Source organism: Curtobacterium sp. PhB137 (assembly GCF_003814955.1).
Classification (GTDB): Bacteria; Actinomycetota; Actinomycetes; order Actinomycetales; family Microbacteriaceae; genus Curtobacterium.
Genome location: NZ_RKQO01000005.1, coordinates 176,000 through 197,847, shown reverse-complemented (window position 1 = coordinate 197,847; position 21,848 = coordinate 176,000). Strand labels below are relative to the sequence as shown.

General features: G+C 72.3%; 19 protein-coding genes. 13 read left to right on the top strand and 6 right to left on the bottom strand.

Going from position 1 to position 21,848, the window contains the following annotated elements:
* The first annotated feature begins 24 nt into the window (after window positions 1-24).
* The 3 genes from EDF28_RS07575 to EDF28_RS07565 are packed head-to-tail and all read left to right on the top strand — an operon-like array spanning window position 25 to window position 2,676.
* Window positions 25-846, top strand: a complete 822-nt coding sequence (locus EDF28_RS07575; protein ID WP_123339765.1) for an arginase family protein — start codon at window positions 25-27, stop codon at window positions 844-846.
* A gap of 55 nt (window positions 847-901) precedes the next feature.
* Window positions 902-2,305 (top strand): NAD(P)/FAD-dependent oxidoreductase, encoded by a 1,404-nt coding sequence (locus EDF28_RS07570; RefSeq protein WP_123671673.1) that lies wholly within the window; start codon window positions 902-904, stop codon window positions 2,303-2,305.
* Between the two features lie 2 nt (window positions 2,306-2,307).
* The gene (locus EDF28_RS07565; protein WP_123937756.1) at window positions 2,308-2,676 is read left to right on the top strand and encodes a Fe-S oxidoreductase; all 369 of its coding nucleotides are present in this window, start codon (window positions 2,308-2,310) and stop codon (window positions 2,674-2,676) included.
* A 665-nt stretch (window positions 2,677-3,341) separates the two neighbouring features.
* Here EDF28_RS07565 and EDF28_RS07560 read toward each other — a convergent pair.
* Both EDF28_RS07560 and EDF28_RS07555 read right to left on the bottom strand, forming a co-directional pair.
* The gene (locus tag EDF28_RS07560) at window positions 3,342-4,139 is read right to left on the bottom strand and encodes an ABC transporter ATP-binding protein (RefSeq protein WP_243648767.1); all 798 of its coding nucleotides are present in this window, start codon (window positions 4,137-4,139) and stop codon (window positions 3,342-3,344) included.
* 26 nt (window positions 4,140-4,165) lie between these two features.
* Complete coding sequence (locus EDF28_RS07555; RefSeq protein WP_260154684.1) at window positions 4,166-5,083, bottom strand: siderophore-interacting protein; 918 nt, start codon at window positions 5,081-5,083, stop codon at window positions 4,166-4,168.
* Between the two features lie 66 nt (window positions 5,084-5,149).
* On the opposite strand from EDF28_RS07555, the gene EDF28_RS07550 reads away from it, so the two are divergent.
* From EDF28_RS07550 to EDF28_RS07520, 7 genes are all read left to right on the top strand, one after another.
* A complete protein-coding gene (locus EDF28_RS07550; RefSeq protein WP_173168664.1) occupies window positions 5,150-6,091 on the top strand; it encodes an alpha/beta fold hydrolase in 942 nt (313 codons plus the stop codon).
* Window positions 6,092-6,148: 57 nt separating this feature from the next.
* Window positions 6,149-7,702, top strand: coding sequence for an ABC transporter substrate-binding protein (locus EDF28_RS07545; protein ID WP_123937753.1), 1,554 nt, complete (start codon window positions 6,149-6,151; stop codon window positions 7,700-7,702).
* 28 nt (window positions 7,703-7,730) lie between these two features.
* Window positions 7,731-8,684: an ABC transporter permease gene (locus tag EDF28_RS07540; protein WP_123339771.1), complete on the top strand. Its 954-nt coding sequence runs from the start codon at window positions 7,731-7,733 to the stop codon at window positions 8,682-8,684.
* Complete coding sequence (locus EDF28_RS07535; protein ID WP_123937752.1) at window positions 8,681-9,568, top strand: ABC transporter permease; 888 nt, start codon at window positions 8,681-8,683, stop codon at window positions 9,566-9,568. The genes EDF28_RS07540 and EDF28_RS07535 overlap by 4 nt, the downstream gene beginning before the upstream one ends.
* Window positions 9,565-10,401, top strand: a complete 837-nt coding sequence (locus tag EDF28_RS07530) for an ABC transporter ATP-binding protein (protein WP_123937751.1) — start codon at window positions 9,565-9,567, stop codon at window positions 10,399-10,401. Before EDF28_RS07535 ends, EDF28_RS07530 begins: the two co-directional genes overlap by 4 nt.
* Entirely contained in the window at window positions 10,398-11,180 is a 783-nt protein-coding gene (locus EDF28_RS07525; protein ID WP_123937750.1) for an ABC transporter ATP-binding protein, read from the top strand. The genes EDF28_RS07530 and EDF28_RS07525 overlap by 4 nt, the downstream gene beginning before the upstream one ends.
* Before the next feature lie 258 nt (window positions 11,181-11,438).
* A complete protein-coding gene (locus EDF28_RS07520; protein WP_123937749.1) occupies window positions 11,439-13,016 on the top strand; it encodes a DUF4832 domain-containing protein in 1,578 nt (525 codons plus the stop codon).
* Window positions 13,017-13,107: 91 nt separating this feature from the next.
* On the opposite strand, the gene EDF28_RS07515 is transcribed toward EDF28_RS07520, so the two are convergent.
* The 4 genes from EDF28_RS07515 to EDF28_RS07500 form a co-directional block, all read right to left on the bottom strand.
* Window positions 13,108-13,767, bottom strand: coding sequence for a ThuA domain-containing protein (locus EDF28_RS07515; protein ID WP_185094177.1), 660 nt, complete (start codon window positions 13,765-13,767; stop codon window positions 13,108-13,110).
* The gene (locus EDF28_RS07510; protein ID WP_123937747.1) at window positions 13,764-15,662 is read right to left on the bottom strand and encodes a heparinase II/III family protein; all 1,899 of its coding nucleotides are present in this window, start codon (window positions 15,660-15,662) and stop codon (window positions 13,764-13,766) included. Before EDF28_RS07510 ends, EDF28_RS07515 begins: the two co-directional genes overlap by 4 nt.
* 45 nt (window positions 15,663-15,707) lie before the next feature.
* Entirely contained in the window at window positions 15,708-16,748 is a 1,041-nt protein-coding gene (locus tag EDF28_RS07505; protein WP_123937746.1) for a hydroxyacid dehydrogenase, read from the bottom strand.
* 227 nt (window positions 16,749-16,975) lie between these two features.
* Entirely contained in the window at window positions 16,976-18,079 is a 1,104-nt protein-coding gene (locus tag EDF28_RS07500; protein ID WP_123937745.1) for a substrate-binding domain-containing protein, read from the bottom strand.
* Between the two features lie 108 nt (window positions 18,080-18,187).
* Here EDF28_RS07500 and EDF28_RS07495 point away from each other — a divergent pair, with 108 nt between their 5' ends.
* The 3 genes from EDF28_RS07495 to EDF28_RS07485 are packed head-to-tail and all read left to right on the top strand — an operon-like array spanning window position 18,188 to window position 21,764.
* Window positions 18,188-19,171, top strand: a complete 984-nt coding sequence (locus EDF28_RS07495) for a sugar ABC transporter permease (protein ID WP_123294248.1) — start codon at window positions 18,188-18,190, stop codon at window positions 19,169-19,171.
* Window positions 19,168-20,061: a carbohydrate ABC transporter permease gene (locus tag EDF28_RS07490; protein ID WP_123294247.1), complete on the top strand. Its 894-nt coding sequence runs from the start codon at window positions 19,168-19,170 to the stop codon at window positions 20,059-20,061. The genes EDF28_RS07495 and EDF28_RS07490 overlap by 4 nt, the downstream gene beginning before the upstream one ends.
* Before the next feature lie 47 nt (window positions 20,062-20,108).
* Entirely contained in the window at window positions 20,109-21,764 is a 1,656-nt protein-coding gene (locus EDF28_RS07485) for an extracellular solute-binding protein (protein WP_123937744.1), read from the top strand.
* The last annotated feature ends 84 nt before the right edge of the window (window positions 21,765-21,848 follow it).

The following is a 21,848-nucleotide window of genomic DNA, read 5'->3' as shown; positions in this document are numbered from 1 at the left end:
GACCCCAGCTGACAGACTGAGACGATGCAGTTCCTCGTGGTCGGTCAGTGGCAGGGTTCGGCGTCGTCGCGCGCGATGCGCCTCGGGGACGGAGCGACCGCGATCGCGGCCGACCTCCCCCGTGCGTCCACCACCGTGGTCGACGTCCCCGCCGGCGCGGGCGACCGGCTCGAGACAGCCGTCGCCCGCTACACCTCCGTGCTCGCCGTCGCCGACCGTGTGGCCGAGGAGACCGGCGTCGCCAGCGAACCCGTCCTCGTCGTCGGCGGGGACGGTGCGAGCGTCCTCGGCGCGACCGTCGGCCTCGGCCCGGACACCGCGTTCGTCCGCATCGCCGGGTCCAGCGGGTACCGCGCACTCAACCGCGCCCAGCCCGTCGCCGCTGAGACCGCAGCCCTCCGGATCCTGGTCGACCGCGCCGACGAGCTGTTCCCCGCGCTGCCGGTGCTCCCCGCCTCGTCGGTCGTGGTCGCGGGCGTCCGCGGGCTCGACGACGCCGAGGACGCCGCCCTCGACCGTGCCGGGATCACCCGACTCGACGTCGACGCCGCCACCCCGGACGCCCTCGCCGCCGCCGTCGACGCCACCGGAGCGACCTCGGTGTTCGTGCACGTCGACCTCGACGTCCTCGACCCGTCCGAGGTCGACGGCCTGCTCGAGCCGGTGCCGTTCGGACTCGACGGCGCGGGACTGGTCGAGCGGATCCAGGCCGCGACCCGCGGCCGCCGCCTGGCCGGCGCCGCGCTCACCGGCTTCGCTCCCGTCGACCCGGAGCGTGCAGTGGACGACCTCGGCGTGATCCTGCGCGTCGTCGGGGCGTTGACCAGCGCCTCCCGGGTGGCCTGAGAACCGACCCGGCGCGCCGGGCGCACCCCATGCCGGTCCGCGTACGCTCGGCCTCATGACGGACTACGACCTCATCGTGATCGGCGCCGGCGCAGTCGGCGAGAACGTGGCGGACTACGCCCACAAGCGCGGCCTGGCGGTCGCGATCGTGGAGTCCGAACTGGTCGGCGGCGAGTGCTCCTACTGGGCGTGCATGCCGTCGAAGGCACTGCTGCGCAGCGGCCACGCCCTGGCAGCGGCCAAACGGCTCGACGGCGCGAAGCAGGCAGTCACCGGCGAGCTCGACGCCGCCCACGTGCTCGCCCGCCGCAACTCGTTCACCTCGGACTGGAAGGACGACGGTCAGGTCTCCTGGCTCGAGTCCGCCGACATCGCCCTGATCCGCGGCCACGCCCGCATCACCGGCGAGAAGACCATCGAGGTCGGCGGCGAGACGCACACCGCCCGCGCCGCCGTCGCCGTCGTGACCGGCTCGCTGCACGCGCTGCCCGACGTGCCGGGACTCGCCGAGGCGAAGCCGTGGGGCACCCGCGAGGGCACCAGCGCCCAGCAGGTGCCGGAGAGCCTGCTCGTGATCGGCGGCGGTGTCGCCGGCTCCGAGCTCGCCACCGCCTGGGCATCGCTCGGCGCGAAGGTCACCCTCGTCGCCCGGCACGGACTACTCGGCGGCATGGAGCCGTTCGCCGGCGAACTCGTCACCGATGCCCTCCGCGAGCTCGGCGTCGACGTCCGCACCGGCGTGAACCCCGTGCGGGTCGACCGCGACGAGCACGGGCTCGTCACCACCACACTCGACGACGACACCACCGTCATCACGAGCGAGGTGCTGGCCGCCACCGGCCGCACCCCGCACACCGCCGACCTCGGCCTCGAGTCCGTCGGGCTCACCGCCGGCGACTGGCTCGAGGTCGACGACACGATGCTCGTGCACGGCACCGACTGGCTGTACGCCGTCGGCGACGCCAACCACCGCGCCCTCCTCACCCACCAGGGCAAGTACCAGGCCCGCGCTGCCGGCGAGGCGATCGCCGCCCGGCACCAGGGCACGCCGCTGCACACCGAACCGTGGGGCGCACACGTCGCGACCGCCGACCACGCCGCGGTCCCCCAGGTCACGTTCACCGACCCCGAGGTCGCGAGCGTCGGCCTGACCGAGAAGGCCGCGCGCGAGCAGGGGCTGAACGTCCGTGCCGTGGAGTACGACCTCGGCGGCGTCGCGGGTTCCGCGCTGCAGGCCGACGGCTACACCGGCCGCGCCAAGATGGTCGTCGACGAGGACCGCGGGGTCGTCGTGGGCGTCACCTTCGTCGGCCAGGACGTCGCCGAGATGCTGCACGCGGCGACGATCGCCGTCGTCGGCGAGGTACCCGTCGACCGCCTCTGGCACGCGGTACCGGCCTACCCGACGATGAACGAGATCTGGCTCCGGCTGCTCGAGACCTACGGTCGCCCGGCCTGAGCATGCGCGGACTGGCACACCGGGCGCTGCTCGACTCCCCCGTGTCGCGGGTGGGGTGGCTGTTCGCCACGGCGGTGGGCCTGGCGATCGGCGTGCCGCTGTCGACCGGCCGCGTCCGCGTGGTCGACGGGCTCGTCGTCTGCTCGGGGCTGCCGCGGTGGGTGTTCCGTCGTGGTGGCACCTGCGTCGGTTCGGTGTACCTGACCCGGGACAACGACGGGCCCCGGGTGCTGCGGCACGAGCGGGTGCACGTCGAGCAGTGGCGGCGGTACGGCATGCTCATGCCCGTGCTGTACGCCGTCGCCGGCCGAGACCCGCTCCGCAACCGCTTCGAGGTCGAGGCGGGGCTGGAGGACGGCGGCTACCGCTGACGGGTGTCCGTGCGCGGCGCTCTTCGCCTGTGCTGCGCCGCCGCGTGCCGATCGGTCACGACACCCCGTCGGGCCGGCGCCGAGTGGTCGCAGACCGTCGGCGGCTCTGGCCGCATCCGACGGTCAGCGACCGCGCAGCGCGGCACGCGCGGCGCGGCGTGACCTCCGGTGAGGGCCGGGCGGGCGACGAGACGTGACCGAACGGCGGACGGGAGGCACGGATCGCGGCCGCCACGGGCCTCCCGTCCGCCGTGGTCCGGCCTACCTGCCCGGCTGAGCAGCGCTGATCGGTCGCGACACTCCGCCGGGGCGGCGCCGAGCGGTCGCTGACCGTCGGTCGCACCGGCCGTGGCCGACGGCACGCGGCCGCTCAGACGCCCTCCACCCCTGCCGCCGAGGTTCCACGACATGCCGCGTGCGTTGCGCCGAGGTTCCACGGGCGGCCCGGATGCGGCGCGAGATGCCGAGATTTCGGAACCTCGGGGAGTCGGCTCGGCGGCACGTGGAGCGCACTCGCGACTGGACGGGTGGGTGGGGAGCGATGCGTCTCCGCCGCCGCGAGGTTCCACGACATGCCGCGTGCGTTGCGCCGAGGTTCCACGGGCGGCCCGGAGGTGGCGCGAGATGCCGAGATTTCGGAACCTCGGGGCGCGGGGGCGGGCGGGTCAGGCGGCGGGACGACGGGGGACGATGAGGGGCGTGCCGGTCTCGGGGTCGGGGACGACCACGCACGGCAGGCCGAAGACGTCCTCGACGAGGTCGGCCGTGAGCACCGCGGCCGGGGGGCCGGCAGCGACGATCGACCCGCTGCGCATCGCGATGACGTGGGTGGCGTACCGCGCCGCCTGGTTCAGGTCGTGCAGCACCGCGACGACCGTCCGACCCGCGGCGTGCAGGGCGGAGGCCAGCTCGAGCACGTCGTACTGGTGGGCGATGTCGAGGAACGTCGTCGGCTCGTCGAGCAGCACGATGTCGGTCTCCTGCGCCAGGACCATCGCGATCCACACGCGCTGCCGCTGCCCGCCGGAGAGCTCGTCGACGCTCCGGTCCGCGAGCTCCACCGTCGACGTCTGCTCCAGGGCGGCCTGCACGGCACGCCGGTCGGACCCGGACGACGGGTGCAGCAGGTCCTGGTGCGGGAACCGCCCTCGGGACACGAGGTCGCGCACGGTGATGCCGTCCGGTGCGATCGGCGTCTGGGGCAGCATGCCGACCCGCCGGGCCACGGCCTTCGGGCGGTAGGAGTCGATCGGCGCCCCGTCGAGGTACACCGTGCCGGCTCGGGGCTTGAGGGTGCGCGCGAACGACTTCAGCAGCGTCGACTTGCCGCACGCGTTCGGACCGACGATGACGGTCAGTTCACCGTCGGGGACGTCCACGTCGAGCCCGTCCACCACGATGCGGTCGTCGTACGCGAGCGTCAGCCCACGCACGCCGAGCGCGGTCGTCGGGACTCCGACCACGCTGGTCGGCAGTCCGGCTGCGGCGTTCAGTTCTCGGCCTTGCCGTGCCGCCAGTACCCCATGAACGCGACCTGCTTGCGGTCGATGCCGACCCCGCGCACCAGGTGCCGGCGGAGCTCCTTGACGCAGCCGGCCTCGCCCGCGATCCAGGCGTAGACGGGGCGCGACTCCTTGGTGGCCGGCACGTCCCAGAGGACCTGCTCGTCGACGTCGACGTCCGCCAGCTCGACGGCGTCCCCACAGGCGGGACCCGCGGCGACAGGTGCAGCACCGGCGACGACCGTCGACGCCCACGCGTGCACCTGGTCGGTCATGCGGACGCCGTGGGTCGCACCGTTCCGGGCGATCCAGCGGACCTCGACCCCGGCGGGCGCGCTCACGGGCAGCCGGTCGGCGTCGGTCGGCACCTCGATGAAGACGTGTCCGACGGTCGAGACGTCGAGCGCCTCGAGGATGGCGCAGATGGCCGGGGCGGCGGTCTCGTCCCCGGCGAGCAGGATGCGGTTCGCGTGCCCGGGTGCGAACTCGGCGGCACCGGTCGGCAGGTCCTCGGGCGACTCCGGCACGCGGGGTCCGACGATCCGGAGTTCGTCGCCGACCCGGCAGGACGACACCCACCGGGATGCGGGTCCGGCGTCGCCGTGTGCGACGAAGTCGATGTCGAGCTCACGGGCATCGGGCCGGAACGAGCGGACCGTGTAGGTGCGCAGCGGGTTGCGTTCCGCGTCCGGCAGCGCACGCCAGGCGGCGTACCAGTCCTCGTCCTCGGGCAGTTCGGAGAACCCCACACCGTCGAGCGGCAGGACGACCTTGATCCGCTGGTCGAGCCCGACCGAGGAGAAGTCCGCCAGGGCATCGCCCGTCAGCGTCACCCGGACGAAGTGCGGGGTGAGCGACGTGACCGCTGCCACACGGACGGAGAAGACGCGGTACCGGGTTGCCACGGATCCGAGTATGGCATGCCTTACCTAACGTCTCCAGACCCCGCAGACGGTGCGAAGATCGGTTCCGTGCCCGATGCCCCCGACGACGAATTCGCAGACCTGGCCGCCCTCGCCCGCGCGAGCGGCGTGACGGAGCCGCTCCGCGCCTCCAGGCAGGTGGTCCGCACCGATGACGGGCAGGAGACGTCCGCCATCCGGTGGGGCGACCGGGAGGCCCGGATCACCTACCTGCACGGGCTCGGCATCGACGCCCACAGCTTCGACCAGACCGCGCTCGCCGTCGGCGAGCCGGCGGTCGCCCTCGACCTGCCCGGCCACGGGCGGTCGTCGTGGCGGGACGACGCCGACTACGGGGCGTCCGTGACGGCGCCGACCGTGCTCGCGGCGCTCGACGCCCTGGAGGTCCCGCCGGGGATCGTCGTCGGGCACTCGCTCGGCGCGATCCTGTCGGCACGACTCGCGGCCACGGCACCGGAGCGGGTGACCGGGCTCGTCCTCGTCGACATGTCGCCGGACTTCGCGCAGCGGGCGGTCGACCGGATCGCCCGCGCGCTCGAGGCCGAGGAGCCGTTCGCCACCCTGGACCAGGTCGTCGACCGGGCGATCGAGGCACGCGTCGGCGACGACCGGCACGTGCTGCTGCGTGAGGCGCGCCACACCACGCGGCTCGGTGACGACGGAGCGCTCGTGCGGCGCCACCACTTCCCGCACCTGCCCGCCGGCCGCACGTCGTCGGTGGGGCGCTTCGCCGATGCGTGGCCCGACCTCGAGGCCCTGCGCGTGCCGATCCTGCTCGTCCGGGGCGACCGCGGGTACGTGTCCCCGAAGCTGCACGCCGCGTTCGCCGAGCGGCTGCCGGACGCCGAGATCGTGACGGTCACCGCACGGCACGCGGTGCAGAACCAGGCGCCCCTCGAACTCGCTTCGGCGATCCGGGCATGGGCGGGACGTCACGGTTTGTTGCACCGGATCGAAGAACCGACCGCGGACGACACCGGCCGCCGGTAACCTCGTGCGAGCGCGAGCTCTGATCATCGCCCTCGCGCCCGGAAGGAACCCACACCCATGAGTCCACGCCTGCCCCGCCGTCCCGCTCGGGCTGCGCGCACCACGCGCCTCGGACGTGCTGCCCTCGCCGCCACCGCGGTCGCCGTCGTCTCCGCCCTCGCGCTGACCGGCTGCTCCGGCTCGTCGAACGAGGACGGCGGCGCCGACGCCACCGTCCGCGTCGGCCTGGTGCTCGAACCGACCAGCCTCGACATCCGCACGCAGTCCGGTGCAGCGCTCGACCAGGTGCTCATCGACAACGTGTACCAGGGGCTCGTCGGCCGGACCGCCGACGGCGACATCCGCGACGTGCTGGCCTCCGAGCACGAGGTCTCCGACGACGGCCTGACGTACACGTTCACGCTGCGCGACGGCATCACCTTCCAGGACGGCAAGGACGTCACCGCGGCCGACGTCGTCTGGTCGCTGGAGCAGGTCAAGTCGAACGAGACCTACGTCGACTCCGCCAAGCTCGCCGGCGTCACCTCGATCACGTCACCGTCGACCGGTGTGGTCGAGCTCAAGCTGGCGAAGCCCGACTCGGACCTGCTCTGGAACCTGACCGGCCGCTCCGGGCTGGTGCTCGAGAAGGCCGCGACGAACGACCTGTCGGACACCGCGAACGGCACCGGCCCGTACGAGGTCGCGAGCTGGAAGCAGGGCGACTCGCTCACCTTCGACCGCAACGACGACTACTGGGGCACGAAGGCGAAGGTCGCGAAGATCGTCTTCCGGTACATCACCGACCCGTCGACGGCCGTCAACGCCATGGCGAACGGCGACCTCGACGTCCTCAACCCGGTCGACGGAACGCTCAAGAGCCAGCTCGACGGCAACTCGGACATCGCGCTGCACTCCGGCAAGACGACCGACAAGTACACGCTCGCGTTCAACGACCAGAAGGCGCCGTTCACCGACAAGAAGGTGCGCCAGGCGATCCGGCAGGCGATCGACCCGAAGGCCCTCATCAAGGCCATCGGTGGTACGGGCGTCGAGCAGGGCGGCCCGATCCCGGAGCTCGACCCCGGGTACGAGGACCTGACCGACATCGACGCGTACGACCCCGACAACGCGAAGCAGCTCCTCGCCGCCGCCGGTCAGGAGAACCTCAAGCTCACGCTGACGTACGCGAACATCTACCCGGCGACCATCGGCGACGTGCTCAAGTCGCAGCTCGCCGACGTCGGGATCACCCTGACCGTCAAGCGCGTCGACTTCGCCACCTGGCTGTCGACGGTGTTCCAGGCGCCGAAGTCGGGTGAGCGCGACTTCGACCTGTCGATGGTCGACCACGTCGAGGCCCGGGACTTCGGCAACTGGGCGAACCCCGACTACTACTTCGGGTACGACAACGCCGAGGTGCAGTCGCTGTACGCCGATTCGATCGCGGCCACCGACGAGGACGCCAAGGTCGACGCCCTGCGGAAGGCAGCGAAGATCGTGAGCGAGGACGCCGCCGGCGAGTGGCTCTACACGGCCACCGAGATCACCGCGGTGCGCTCCGGCGTGACGGGCTTCCCGGTCGACGGCGGCAACTCACGACTCGACCTGTCGAAGCTCGCCGTCAAGTGAGACGACCCGCGCCCGGAGCTCCGAGCACGTGACCCGGTTCCTGGTCGGCAGGCTGCTGCTGTTCGTCGTCGGGCTGCTCGTCGCGAGCGTCATCATCTTCGCGACCCTGCGGGTGCTGCCCGGCGACGTCGCACAGGTCGTCGCCGGCACCCAGTCGACCCCGGCGCAGGTCGAGCAGCTCCGGCAGCAGCTCGGCCTCGACCGGCCCGTCGTGGTGCAGTACCTCGACTGGATCGGCGGGGTGTTCCGCGGCGACCTCGGCCGGTCCCTGGTGACCAACGGGCAGGTCGCGCCGGAGATCGCGCAGAAGCTGGCGATCACGCTGCCGCTCGCGGGCATGTCACTCGTCACCGCACTCGTGATCGGCGTCCCCCTCGGGGTCGTCGCCGCGGTGCTCCGCCGTCGACCGGGCGGCGCCGTCATCGGGTTCGTGGCGCAGGCCGTCGCCGCGATCCCGGTCGTCTGGGCCGGCATGCTGCTCGTCGCGCTGTTCGCCGTCACGCTGCACTGGCTGCCGACCCAGGGCTTCCCGCTCGACGGCTGGTCCGAGCCGGGGCGTGCGTTCGCGTCGCTCGTGCTGCCCGCCCTGACCATCGGCGCGGTCGAGGGTGCCGTCATCCTGCGCTTCACCCGCTCCGCGACGCTGTCGGTGCTCGACGCCGACCACGTCCGCACCGCGGCCGCGATCGGGCTGACGCGCACGCAGGCGTTGCTCCGGCACGGGCTGCCCTCGGTCGCCCTCACCGTGCTCGCCGTGCTCGGGGTGCAGATCGCCGGGCTGCTGGTCGGAGCCGTCGTCGTCGAGCAGCTGTTCTCGCTGCCCGGGGTCGGTCGCATGCTCGTGACCGACGTCGGGCGCCGCGACGTCACCAAGGTGCAGTCCGAGCTGCTCGTGCTCACCGGCCTCGTACTGCTGGTCGGCTTCGCCGTCGACGTCGTGCACCGCGCCCTCGACCCACGCCAACGCGAGGTGTCCGGATGATCCGCCGCCTGCTCTCCCGCCCCACCGGGGTCTTCGCCGTCGTCGTGCTCGGCCTGCTCGTGGTGCTCGCCGCGGTGTCGCTCGTGTGGACGCCGCAGGACCCGTTCCGCGCCGATCCGTTCCACCAGTGGGAGGGCCCGAGCGCCGCGCACTGGTTCGGCACCGACGCCGCCGGTCGCGACATCGCGAGCTACCTGCTCGCCGGCACCCGCACCACCGTGCTCGTCGCCGTCGGGGCCGGGGTGATCGCCAGCGTCGTCGGCATCGTCCTGACCGCGATCGGGTCGCTCACCGCCCGCTGGGTGCGCGAGGGCACGGCCGTCCTGCTCGACATCCTGGTGGCGTTCCCGACCCTGCTGACCGCGATGCTGCTGACCGCGGTGTTCGGCGGGTCGCTCGGGGTCGTCATCGTGAGCGTCGGACTGTCCTTCGGCGTCACGATCGCCCGGGTCGCCCGCGGCGAGATTCGCCGAATCGCCCGCAGCGACTACGTCACCGCGGCCCGGGCCTCCGGTGTCGGTGGTGTCGGGGTGCTGTTCCGCCACCTGGTGCCGAACGCCGCGCCGCTGTTCACCGTGCAGCTCTCGCTCGCGATGGCCACCGCGGTCCTCGCCGAGGCCGGTCTGTCGTACCTGGGCTACGGCGCCGGGTCGGACACGGCGTCGTGGGGCAACCTGCTCTCCGACCTGCAGACCTACATCGGCGTGCACCCGTGGAGCGCCACCTGGCCGGGAGCCGCGATCGCGCTGGTCGTCGCCGCGCTCTCCCTGCTCGGTGACGCGATCCGCGACGCGACCGACCCACGGCTGACGACGAACGACCGCGCAGCGGGCGGCGACCGCCGCGCCGACCCGGCCACGACCACCCCGGGGGTGACCGCATGACCGACCGCAGCCACAGCGACACCGGCAGCCACAGCGACACCGACACCGGTGGGCTCGCGGTGGTGGGGCTCTCCGTCCGCATCGCGGGGCGGACGATCCTCGACGACGTGACGTTCACCGTGCCTCCCGGCGAGCGCGTGGGCGTGATCGGCGCATCCGGATCCGGCAAGTCCATGACCTCGCTCGCCCTGATGGGCCTGGAGCCCGCCGGCGCGACCGTCACCGGCAGCATTCGCCTGGACGGCACGGAACTCGTCGGCCTGCCCGATCGGGAGCGCGCAGAGCACCGCGGCTCCGGCATCGGCATGGTGTTCCAGGAGCCCGGCACCGCCCTCGACCCGCTGCGCCGCGTCGGCGCGCAGATCGCGGAGCCGCTGCGCCTGCACCGCGGACTCGACCGGCGGGCGGCACGCGCCGCGGCGACCACCCTGGCGGCGGACGTCGGACTGCCGGACCCGGAGTCGCTGCTGCGGCAGTACCCGCACCAGCTGTCCGGCGGGCAGCGTCAGCGGATCTGCATCGCGATGGCGATGGCCGGGCAGCCCGCGTACCTCGTGGCCGACGAGCCGACCACGGCGCTCGACGTCACGACCGAGGCGCGGATCCTGGATCTCTTCGAAGGGCTACCCGCGGGCATGGTCTTCGTCACGCACGACCTCGCCGTGCTCGCGCGGATCGCCGACACCGCCGTCGTGCTCGACGGCGGACGGGTCGTCGAGCAGGGCTCGGTGGCGTCGCTGCTCGCCGCGCCGCAGCACCCCGCGACCGTCGCGCTCGTCGATGCCGCGCGCGCCACCGCCCGTCGTGCCCGTCCGTCCGGAGGCTCCGCATGACCGCCATCCTCGACGGGGTCGGGCTGCACCGCACCTACCGGCTCCCCCGCCGCGGGCCCTTCGAACCGGGCCCCGTCCGCACCGCCGTCGACGGCGTCGACTTGACGGTCGCCTCCGGCCAGCGACTCGGGATCGTCGGCGAATCGGGATCCGGCAAGTCCACCCTGGTGCGGCTGCTCGCCGGCCTGGAGGCACCTTCCGCCGGTTCCGTGACCGCCTCCGGTCGTCCGGTGGTGGCGTCCGGTTCCGCGGCCGCGATGCGCTGGTTCCGTCGCGAGACCGGGGTGGTGTTCCAGGACCCGTACGCGTCCCTCGACCCGCGGATGCGCGTCGGCGCGATCGTCGGCGAACCGCTGCGGGCACTGCGGATCGACGGGGATCACCGGACGCTGGTGCGCGACGTGCTAGAGCGGGTCGACCTGCCGGCAGACGTGGTCGACCGGTACCCGCACGAGTTCTCCGGTGGGCAGCGGCAGCGCATCGCGATCGCCCGGGCCGTGGTGCACGGGCCGCGGATCCTGTTCGGCGACGAGCCGATGAGCGCCCTCGACGTGGTGGTGCGGGCACGGGTCATCGAGCTGTTCCGCTCGCTCGCCGACGACCTCGGGCTGACCATGGTCCTGGTGTCGCACGACATCGGTGTGGTCCAGCGGCTGTGCGACACCGTGGCCGTGATGTCGGCGGGACGCATCGTGGAGCACGGGCCGGTGTCGCTGCTCGATGCGCCGGAGCACCCGGTGACGCGGGCGCTCGTGGAGGCTGCGCCGACGCTGCCGTAGCGGCGGGCGGCGGGGCGGGCGGCTCTGACTCGGAACGACAACATCGACGTCGTACGACATCAGGAGTGTCATTCCACGTCGCCCGCAACAGTTGCACGCGCGCACCGACGACATCGTGGACGTCGTACGACATCGTGCGTGTCGTTCCGCGTCGCGAGGGGTGTGCGACTCCTGTTCGACTGGGCGGGACTCCTTGCCCACTGAGCGGGACGCCGGGACGATCGACCTGCACCGATCGCTTCTCGAAGGGGAGAACGCATGAGCAAGTCGCACGACATCACCAGGCGCACGGCACTCGGACTCGGCATCGTCGCCACCGCATCGGCAGCGAGCGGGGTGCTCGGCAGCACACCGGCGAGCGCCCACGGCCGCGCCGGCCCCGGCCCCGGCCACCCCGGTCGCCCGCACCTCGCCGCCGCGGTCGAGCGGGAGTTCGCCGCCGACACCACCACGGTCCTGCGGAACCCGCTCAACGGCTGGGCGCTGTACGGCTCGTCGGCACCGCCCGCGAACTACTGGACGCAGTACGACGACGTCCCACTGCCCGACGGCACCACGGTCACGGTGTCCGACCACGCCTCGGTCATGTACATGCGGGTCTCGTGGACGATCCTCGAGCCGTCCGAGGGCGTGTACGGCTGGGACACGAACGCGGCGTTCGCGGGCATCCTCGCCGAGGCCCGTCGCCGTGGGCTGCGGCTGGCCTTCCGCGTCGTGGTGGACAGTCGCGACAAGTCGTCGGACTTCACGCCCGCGTGGGTGCGTGCCGCCGGGGCCGCCGGGTACGAGACGCAGACCGGCAGCAAGACCGTGTGGAGTCCGTACCCGGACGACCCGGTGTTCCAGGCGAAGTACGCCGCGTTCGTCGCGGCCTTCGGCGAGCAGTACGACGACCCGGCCACGACGGACTTCATCGACGGGTACGGGCTCGGCAAGTGGGGTGAGGGCCACTCGATGCTGTACCAGGACGCGGCGAACCGCGAGCCGGTGTTCGACTGGATCATCGACCTGTACCAGGAGCACTTCACCCGGGTGCCGCTGGCGTTGAACTACCACCGGATGATCGGGGGCCCGAAGGACTGGGGCACCCCGGACCCCGAGAGCGAGCGGATGCTCGACGGTGCGTACGAGAAGGGCTACGTCCTGCGCCACGACGCCTTCGGCATGACCACGTACTACGCGGACTGGGAGAAGTCGATGGCCGCGAAGTGGCGGTACAAACGGCCGATCATCATGGAGGGCGGGTGGGTCACCGCCCAGCACGACGTCACGCAGGACCCGCGCGGGTACGTGACGACCGCCGACGTCCGTCAGGGCGAGTTCGACGACTCGGTCGAGGCGCACGTGAACATGATGGACCTGCGGAACGGCGAGGCCCTGTCGTGGTTCGCGGCGCAGACCTCCCCGTTGACGCAGCGGTTCGACGCCGAGGGCGGCTACCGCCTGCACCCGTCGCGCGTGGTCGTGCCCGGTTCGGCGTCCGCCGGCGCGACGGTCGACGTCACGCACGAGTGGACGAACACCGGTTGGGGCTACCTGCCCGACAACCTGCCGGTGTGGAACGGCAAGTACAAGGCGGCCGTCGCGTTGCTCCGTGCGGACGGCAGCGTCGCGAAGACGTTCGTGGACAGCGCGTCCGACCCGTCGACGTGGTTGAAGGGGTCGCCGACGTCGTACGCGTTCCGTCCGTCGCTGGCCGGCGTCGCGGCTGGCGCGTACCGGTGGGGCATCGCGATCGTCGACACCACCGCCGGCAACGCCCCCGGCATCGAGCTCGGTGCGCAGGGCACGCAGCAGGCGGGCTGGCTGGTCGTCGGCGACGTCACCATCGCCTGAGACGCGACTGCCTGGAGGCCCGGTGCCGGTCCACGAGACCGGCACCGGGCCTCCAGGCGGTCACCCCCACCCCGTCAGCGCAAGTGGAACGTCAGCACAGGAGGAACGCGAGGGCGCGCGTCAGGAACGCGCGGTGCTCCGGTGACGCGAACGACGCGGCGGAGTGGCCGAGCGCGTCGTAGACGGTGGTGCCGCCGCCGGGTCGTTCGTGCACCCAGGCGAGCGGGTGCCGCTCCTCCTCGTGCTCGTGGTCGAGCAGGACCCGCACCGAGGGCGAGACCCGCAGGTGCGTGTACCGCTCGTCCTCCACCGTGAAGTCCGGCAGGCCGGCGGTGATCGGGTGCGCCGCGTCGACCACCCGGACGGCCGCGGGCCCGAACGGCGGGTGCATCGTCGTGCCGCGCTCCCACACCCCGCCGAGGGCACGCTCCCAGTGCGGGTCGTCGGCGAACGACGTCGCGGCGACGTGCAGCACGAGCAGCGGCACGTCGCTCGCGAGCAGGCGGTGGAAGCCGGCCCGGGCGTCGCTGAGCGGGACGGGGCGGTCGTCCCGGGGCAGCCCGACGTCGACGACGACGAGCGCCGGCAGGGGTCCGGTCGCGCAGGCGGCCAGGGCGGTGTCGACGTCCTCCGGTTGCTCGAGCTCGACGCCTGCCGACGCAGCGAGCGCCGTGACCGCCGCGTTCGTCTCGGCGAAGGGGTGCCACGGGTCGGTCCAGCGTCCGGAGCCGCCGAGCAGGACCGCGCTCACGGTGTCGCCCGGGTCACGGTGAGCGCGTGCTCGCCGTCGGTGGACGCGTGCCGCGCGACGAGCCGCACACGGTGCACCGCCGGGCCCCAGACCCGCTCGAGCTTCGCGTCGTCGACGTCCCGCCGCTCGACGTGCACCGCGAACCGATCGGTGTCGACGGACAGGTGGGCGGGGCCGACGCGCAGCCCGCCGTCGACGGGCACGGGTTCGTCGCGGGTCATGAGCACCAGGGTCATCGTGCCGGGCTCCGCGAACGTCCAGGTGTCGCGGACGACCACGCGTGCGGCGGCGCGGTCACGGGACACCGCCCGGTCGAGCGTCGCGGTGCGGTGGAGCGATCGCAGTCCGCCGGTCGCCGGGTACGCGGCGGTCAGGTCGGCGGACCACGACGCGACGTCGCCGTCGTCCTCGAACACGGTGTCGGTCGCGCGGAACGCGGCACCCTCGTGTTGTTCGACGCCGTTCGGCAGCGGGACGGTGTGCCAGGCACTCCGCATCGTCCAGATGCCGTAGCGGTGCTCCGGCATGAACGTCTCGCGGCGGTACACGCCCACCCCGACGTCGATGAGCACCGGTTCGCCGTCGAGCGAGACGATCACCCCGCCGGCGTCGTTGTGGTTGTGGCTGACGTCGTTGTGCCCGCCCTTCACCGCGAGGACGAACCCGTCCGTCGCGCCGTCGTGGGCACGGGCGACGGCGACCTCGGTGCCGGGCAGCCACAGCGACGCGGGCATCCCGGGCTCGGCCGGGCCGTCGGTCCACGAGGGGTCCCGCAGTTCGGCGAGCGTCCGACGGAACAGCGCGGCGAGCTGCCCGTCGAACCGCAACGCGTGCTGCCGGCCCATCCACCGGGCGTGCCGCACGACCCGGTCGTCGTCGACGCGCTCCCCGAAGCGGGCGAGCAGGTTCCAGTTCGCGTTCTCGGCCAGCGCCGGGGAGCCGTCGGAGTGGTTGACCTGCGTCGCGGCACCGATCTGCATGCCCATCGGGAACCGGGCCATCGCGGCGACCGGCTCGACCGAGAAGCCGTCGAACGCGCCACCGGTGAGCTCCTCGACCAGGTCCAGGGCCTCGAACAGGGTCGCGCCGGCCCACCACCAGTACGTGGCACCCTCGTCGCAGCTGCCGTCGGCGTCGTAGCCGGCGCGGAACCGGTCGAGGATCACGAGCGCGCGGTCGATCGTCGCGGCGAGGCGATCGCGGTCGGGCTCGACCACGGCGGCGCACACGAGCACGTTCGACACGATCCACGGCGCCCAGTTGTTCGGCGGCCCGTCCACCCCGTGCCAGAAGTACACCTCCTGCTCCCACGGGTCGAGCACGCGGCGGCGGATCTCGTGGTGGACGTGCGCGCGGATGCCGGGGCGGTCCTGCTCGAGGCGCTCCCCCGCGATCGCGTCGATCGCCGCGAGCATGCCGCCGACGTAGGCGTCCGACAGGTCGAGCACGTCCCGACCGGGCAGGGGCAGGAACGGCTGGCTGCCGTCCTCGGGCAGCGCGTAGTGCGATGGCAGGCACCAGGCGCGCAGCTCCAGGATCCGCCAGACCTGGTCGCCGAGCACGTCCGCCCACTCGGCGTCGCCGGTCACGCCGAGAGCCAGGGCCGCGGTCGCGGCGGACTCGAGCAGGTTCCGCTGGGCCCGCTCGTACGGCTGGCGGTTCCCGTCGCGACTGTACGTCGCCCACAGGGCGAGGGTCGGGAAGGTGACCGCCGCGGCGGCGCGACGGTCGTGCGCGACCGTAAGCAGGGCCTCCCGGTCGGCGTCCGCGACGTGCGCCCACGCCGGGCGGTCGCTGACGGGAGGCGCGGGTCGCCACGTGCGCGGACGGAGCGCCGCGCGCGCTGCCGGGGTGAACCGGTCGGTGAAGGACGGGGCGTCGACGGTGACGGTCATGGGGTGGGTCTCCGGGTGGTGACGGTGGTGGACGGGTGGCGGGCCTCAGGCCTGGACGGCGAAGCCGTCGGGGACGATGGGGTCGGTGAACGCGCCGGTGGCCGCGAACGCGATGGTCTCGCGCACCGCGTTGTCGGCGAGCCGACGCAGCTCGTTGCCCAGGGACCCGGCGATGTGCGGCGTGATGAAGGTGTTCGGCGTCGACCGCAGTCGGGCGTCCGGTGGCAGGCGTTCCGGCTCGGTGACGTCGAGGACGGCGGCCAGGTCGCCGCGGTCCAGGCGGTCGGCGAGGGCGTCCTGGTCGACGATCGCCCCGCGCGCGGTGTTCACGAGCGTGGTGCCCGGCCGCATCCGCCCGATCACGGCACGGTCGACGAGCCCCCGCGTCGACGGCAGCAGCGGCGCGTGCAGGGTGACGACGTCGCTCGAGGCGGCGAGGGTGCCGAGGTCGACGGCGGTGACGCCGAGCAGCGCGGCCTCGTCGTCGTCCAGGTACGGGTCGCTCACGAGCACGCGGACGTCGTAGTCACGGAGCCGTTCGATGACGGCCCGCCCGACGCGCGAGGCGCCGACGACACCGACGGTCACGCCGTGCATGCCGACGACCGGCCACGAGCCCTCGACGTCGACCGGGGTCTCGTCCGAACGCAGCGCGGCGGCGCTGGCGAAGGCCCGCTTGGCGGCGAGCACGATCACCGCGACCGTGAACTCGGCGACCGGGACGGCGTTCGCCGCGGCGCTCGACGCCACGGCGATCCGTCGCGCCCACACGTCGGTGTCGACGACCGGCTTGACCGACCCGGCGGAGTGCACGACAGCGCGGAGCCGCGGCATCCGGTCCAGACGGTCCGCGGACAGCACGGGGCTGCCCCACCCGGTGACGAGCACCTCGGCGTCGGCGAGCAGCGGGAGGTCGCACGGGTCGTCCGGGTCGAGCGGACGGTCGGCGACCAGCCGGACGGCCTCGGAGGCGTGCAGGGCGGCGAGGTCGCCGGGGTCGAACACCCGGGTGAAGGTCGCCTCGGGCATCACGAAGGCGACGGGGACGGGCGAGCGGTGCGCGTGGCCACGTGGGGCGGGGGGCACGGGCGCCGCCGGGGGCGCGGGCTGCGCTCGGGGCGCGGGCTGCGCTCGGGGCGCGGGCTGCGCTCGGGGCGTGACGGGGCGTGACGTCATCGTCGGACGGTTCCTCTCCGGGGGTACGGCGTCCCCATGCCAGCGTTCGGCGGTGTGCGGAGTCAAGCCGCGGGGCGCAAACGCTCACGAAGTGAACACGACGGGCGCGCGGATCGCGCGGATCGCGCGCCGGCCGCTCACCGACCGGGGACGACAGCCGCGGTCGACGCCCGCACGCTCAACGTCGGCGCCAGGGTCATGTGCCGACGGGCGAAGCCGACCTGCGCCGTCGCCGAGATGCGCTCGAAGCACATCGTCGCCGCGAACCGGCCGACGTCGTTCTTCGGGGGCGCGACCGCGGTGAGCGGCACCCCGGCGAGCGCCGCGACCTCGTCGTCGTAGGCGACCACGGACAGGTCGTCCGGGATCGAGAGGCCCATCTCGGTGACGGTCTCGACGAACTCGACGGCGTACTGGTCGGAGTGCACGAAGACGGCGGTGGTGCCGGTGGCGAGGCAGCGTTCGATGAAGGCCCTGGTCGCGGCACCCACACCCTGGTCGTCCGGGATGACCTGGACCGGGGCGTCGGGGTCGAGGCCGAGTTGCCGGACGGCGCGGTCGTACCCGGTGCGGAGCTGCGGGGTGGTCGGGGTGTCGAACACGGCCATGCCGATGCGGCGGTGCCCGAGTTCGGCGAGGTGGCGGACCGCGATGCCGGCGCCGGACTCGTGGTCGCTGCGGACGGACTCGAGCGCGGAGCCGACGGGGGCCTCGACCACGGAGCGTTCGACCACGACGACGGGCATCGGTGCGTGGTCGAGGAGCTCGAGGGTGGTGAAGGCGTCGGCGACGGTGGTGGTGACGAGCAGTCCGTCGACGCCGGCGGCGATGAGGCGTTCGACCTGCTGGCGTTCGCGGGCGGGCTCGTAGCGGGAGACGCCGAGCACGACGCGGCCGCCCAGGGCCTCGGTGCGTTCGGCGACGCCGGCGACGATCTTCGGGAAGTAGTAGCCGGGGTCGGGGACGACGAGCCCGAGGGTGAAGAGCGCGCCGCTGCCGTCGGTGGTGTCCCGGTCGGGTCGGGGTGCGGGTCGGTGCGGTGCGCCGGCGGTGGGCAGGGTCTCGACGGAGACGGCGCCGCCGTGCACGCGCCGGAGCACGCCGCGGTCGGCGAGTTCGGACAGGTCGCGGCGGACCGTCATGGCCGAGATCCCCTCGCGCTCGGCGAAGTCCGAGGCGGACAGGGTCCCGTGCACGCGGAGCTCGGCGAGGATCCGTTCGTGGCGTCTGGTCGGGTGCATCGTCGCTCCCAGTGTTCGATTCGTGTGCGGGTGAATACCGCGGCTTGACCGTCATCATACGGACGCCACAGGATGACGAAACCCCAGCCACGTGAGCAAAGGAGCCACATGAGCGCGACGCTGGTCGATCCGACCACCGAGCCACGGACCACCCGGTCCGGTGGCGCCCCGGCCCCGCGGAAGGTCCCGTTCCTCGCTCGGCTGCGGCGCGACTACCCGCTGCTGCTCATGGTGGCGCCGGCGGTGGTCCTGCTGCTGCTGTTCGTGTACGTGCCGATGATCGGCAACGTCATCGCGTTCATGGACTACCAGCCGTACATCCCGATCGCCCAGAGCCCGTGGGTCGGGTTCACGAACTTCCAGCTGATGTTCGCCGACCCGGAGTTCTGGCGGGCGACGGTGAACACGCTGGAGATCACGTTCCTGCAGCTCATCCTGTTCTTCCCGGTGCCGATCGCGCTGGCCATCCTCATCCACTCGCTGGTGTGGCCGTGGCTCCGGGCGACGGTGCAGTCGGTGCTCTACCTGCCGCACTTCCTGTCGTGGGTGATCGTCGTGGGCTTCTTCCAGCAGTCGCTGGGGTCCGGCGGTGTGGTGAACCACACGCTGCGGCAGCTCGACATGGGGACGATCGGGATCATGAGCGACCCGGAGACGTTCAAGCTGTTGCTGACGTCGCAGGTGATCTGGAAGGACGCCGGCTGGGGCACGATCATCTTCCTGGCGGCGCTCGCGGCGATCGACGACAACCTGTACGAGGCGGCCGCGATCGACGGGTCGGGAGCGTGGAGCCGGTTCTGGCACGTCACGCTGCCGGGCATCCGTCCCATCATCGTGCTCCTGCTGATCCTGCGGCTCGGCGAGGCCCTGTCCGTCGGGTTCGAGCAGATCATCCTGCAACGGAACGCCGTGGGGGCCGATGCCGCCGAGGTCCTCGACACCTACGTCTACTACCACGGCGTCGTCGACGGGAACTGGTCCACGGGCATCGCGGTCGGTCTGGTCAAGGGCCTGGTCGGGTTCGTCCTCATCATGGCGGCGAACAAGGCCGCCCACATGCTCGGTGAGCAGGGAGTGTATTCACGGTCATGAGCACCATCGCCCGTCCGGTCTGGGCCGGAAAACCCACACCCGTCGTCCTCGCACTCAAGGCCGTCGCGATCGTCCTGATCCTCGCCGTCGTGCTGTTCCCGTTCCTCATCGTCTTCTCGACGAGCGTGTCGAGCCAGGCGGACGTCACCGCTGCCGGCGGCTACGTCGTGTGGCCGCGGTCGTTCGACCTGTCCGCGTACGTGCAGATCCTGTCCGGCGGGGTCGTCACCCGCGCCGTGGTGGTCACGCTGCTCGTCACGGTCGTGGGCACCGTCATCAGCCTGGCGTCGACGGTGCTCGCCGCGTGGGCGCTCAGCCGACAGGGCTCGCTGTTCCAGCGGCCGCTGCTGACCTTCGTGCTCATCACGTTCCTGTTCGCGCCGGGGATGATCCCGCTGTACCTGATGGTGAAGCAGCTCGGACTCCTCGACAACTACTGGGCGCTGATCCTGCCGAGCGCGTTCAGCGTGTTCAACATGGTGGTCGTCCGCGGCTTCATGATGAGCATCCCGCAGGAGCTCATCGACAGCGCGAAGATCGACGGCGCCGGCGAGTTCCGCATCCTGTGGCAGCTCGTCCTGCCGCTGTCCCGCGCGGTGATCGCCGTCGTCGGCCTGTTCTACGCCGTCGGCTACTGGAACGCGTTCTTCAACGCACTGCTCTACCTGTCGGACTCGACGAAGTGGACGCTGCAGCTGGTGCTGCGCACCTACGTCCTGCAGGGCTCCAGCCTGGTGTCCGGTGCCGGGTCCGACGCCTCGATGCAGCCGCCGGCGGAGTCGATCCAGATGGCCGTCGTGATGATCGCGATCATCCCGATCCTCGCCGCCTACCCCCTGGTGCAGCGCCACCTCACCAAGGGCGTCCTGACGGGCGCCGTCAAGGGCTGACACGGCCCCACCACCTCACTGCCACCCGACGCTTCAAGGGAGAAGCCATGACCGACACCACGACCGGCGGCCTCAGCCGCCGGACCCTCATCTCCGGCGCCGCCTTCGGCCTCGTCGCCCTCGGCGCTGCCGGCAGCCTGACCGGGTGCTCCACCGGCGGCAACGCCGCGACCATCTCGGACCAGGTGGCCGCGCTGCCGACCTACGTCCCCATCACCAAGGGGCCGAAGCCCGACCTGCCCGGCAACGGCGTCGTCCAGCCCGTGTACTACTCGTACCCGCAGGACAGCGAGCTCTTCACCTCGGTCACCGGCAAGGTCGGCGACGGCGAGAAGACCACCGGGTTCGTCGTGACCTACGCGGCGCCGCCGCCGGCGCAGAACTCGTTCCTCGACTACGTCGGCGGCCTGACGGACACCGAGTACGACCTGACGTTCGTGCCCGGCGACTCGTTCGCCGCGAAGTTCGCGACGATGACCGCCGGCAACGACATCCCGGGCATCGTCGAGTTCCTGACGTTCGCGATGCCACCACGGTTCCCGCAGCTGCTCGACGCGAAGTTCGCGGACCTGTCGGAGCACCTCTCCGGCGACGCCGTCACGGACTACCCGAACCTGGCGAACATCCCCACCGCGTCGTGGCGGAGCGCCCGCATCAACGGGAAGATCTACGGCGTCCCCGAGCACCGGCCGCCGTTCGGGTCGGTGATGATCTGCCGCCCCGACCTCATCGAGCAGCTGACGGGCGCAGCACCGGCCCCGAAGGACAAGGACGAGTTCACCGAGCTGTGCACGGCCGTCACCGACGCCAAGGCCGGCCGGTACGCGATCGCCGGCCAGGGCGGGGCGAGCGGCGTCGACTGGGCGTACGACTTCATCGGTGCCACCTTCGGCGTGCCGAACCAGTGGGCGATGTCGAAGGGCGGCGAACTCACCCACAAGAACGAGACCGACGCGTGGCTCGAGACCCTCGCCTACGTCAAGAAGCTCTGGAACCTCGGCGTCTTCCACCCGGACACCCCGAGCCTCGAGAGCGCGAAGGCGAAGACGTACATCAACAACGGCACCGTGCTCATGCACCTCGACGGCATCTCCGCACTGCTCGACGTGTCGATGCCGAAGGGGATCGTCACGGGCGGCATCGTGCCCTTCGGAGCGACGGGTGGCCCCGGTGCGAACTACCAGGGCACGTCGAGCTTCTCGTTCGCCGCCCTGAAGAAGACGACGCCCGAACGCATCAGGGCCCAGCTCCGGCTCATCGACTACCTCTCCGCACCGTTCGGGTCGAAGGAGGCGTTCACGCTGACCCACGGCGAGAAGGGCGTCCACCACACCGGCAGCGGCCCGGACGCGACGCTGACGAAGGCCGGCGAGCAGACCATCAACGCCAGCGCGCTGTACCGACTCGGCGCCGGCCCGCAGGTGCTGAACACCGCGGTCCGCATCGACGAGCAGCTGCGGCAGTCGCACCAGTACCAGACCAAGACGCAGGACATGCTCGTGAAGAACCCGGTGGACGGCTTCTACTCCCCCTCGGCCGCGGCGACGGCGTCGGCGAGCACCGCGTTCAACAGCGTGTGCAACGACTACGTGCTCGGGCGGACGAACCTTGCGAAGGTGAAGGCCGCACGGGCGACGTGGGTGTCGGCCGCCGGGGACAAGATGCGCCGCGAGTACTCCGAGGCGATCGAGAAGCAGAGCTAGCCCGGGCGGCGGCGGGTCTGGCCGACTCGGATCGACATCATCGACGTCGTACGACGACGATGGTGTCGTTCCGCATCGGTCTCC

Excerpts from the sequence above, each read along its gene's own strand:
- EDF28_RS07575 (WP_123339765.1), top strand. The coding sequence starts at position 25 with ATGCAGTTCCTCGTGGTCGGTCAGTGGCAGGGTTCGGCGTCGTCGCGC.
- EDF28_RS07570 (WP_123671673.1), top strand. The coding sequence starts at position 902 with ATGACGGACTACGACCTCATCGTGATCGGCGCCGGCGCAGTCGGCGAG.
- EDF28_RS07565 (WP_123937756.1), top strand. The coding sequence starts at position 2,308 with ATGCGCGGACTGGCACACCGGGCGCTGCTCGACTCCCCCGTGTCGCGG.
- EDF28_RS07545 (WP_123937753.1), top strand. The coding sequence starts at position 6,149 with ATGAGTCCACGCCTGCCCCGCCGTCCCGCTCGGGCTGCGCGCACCACG.
- EDF28_RS07535 (WP_123937752.1), top strand. The coding sequence starts at position 8,681 with ATGATCCGCCGCCTGCTCTCCCGCCCCACCGGGGTCTTCGCCGTCGTC.
- EDF28_RS07530 (WP_123937751.1), top strand. The coding sequence starts at position 9,565 with ATGACCGACCGCAGCCACAGCGACACCGGCAGCCACAGCGACACCGAC.
- EDF28_RS07525 (WP_123937750.1), top strand. The coding sequence starts at position 10,398 with ATGACCGCCATCCTCGACGGGGTCGGGCTGCACCGCACCTACCGGCTC.
- EDF28_RS07520 (WP_123937749.1), top strand. The coding sequence starts at position 11,439 with ATGAGCAAGTCGCACGACATCACCAGGCGCACGGCACTCGGACTCGGC.
- EDF28_RS07510 (WP_123937747.1), bottom strand. The coding sequence starts at position 15,662 with ATGACCGTCACCGTCGACGCCCCGTCCTTCACCGACCGGTTCACCCCG.
- EDF28_RS07500 (WP_123937745.1), bottom strand. The coding sequence starts at position 18,079 with ATGCACCCGACCAGACGCCACGAACGGATCCTCGCCGAGCTCCGCGTG.
- EDF28_RS07495 (WP_123294248.1), top strand. The coding sequence starts at position 18,188 with ATGAGCGCGACGCTGGTCGATCCGACCACCGAGCCACGGACCACCCGG.
- EDF28_RS07490 (WP_123294247.1), top strand. The coding sequence starts at position 19,168 with ATGAGCACCATCGCCCGTCCGGTCTGGGCCGGAAAACCCACACCCGTC.
- EDF28_RS07485 (WP_123937744.1), top strand. The coding sequence starts at position 20,109 with ATGACCGACACCACGACCGGCGGCCTCAGCCGCCGGACCCTCATCTCC.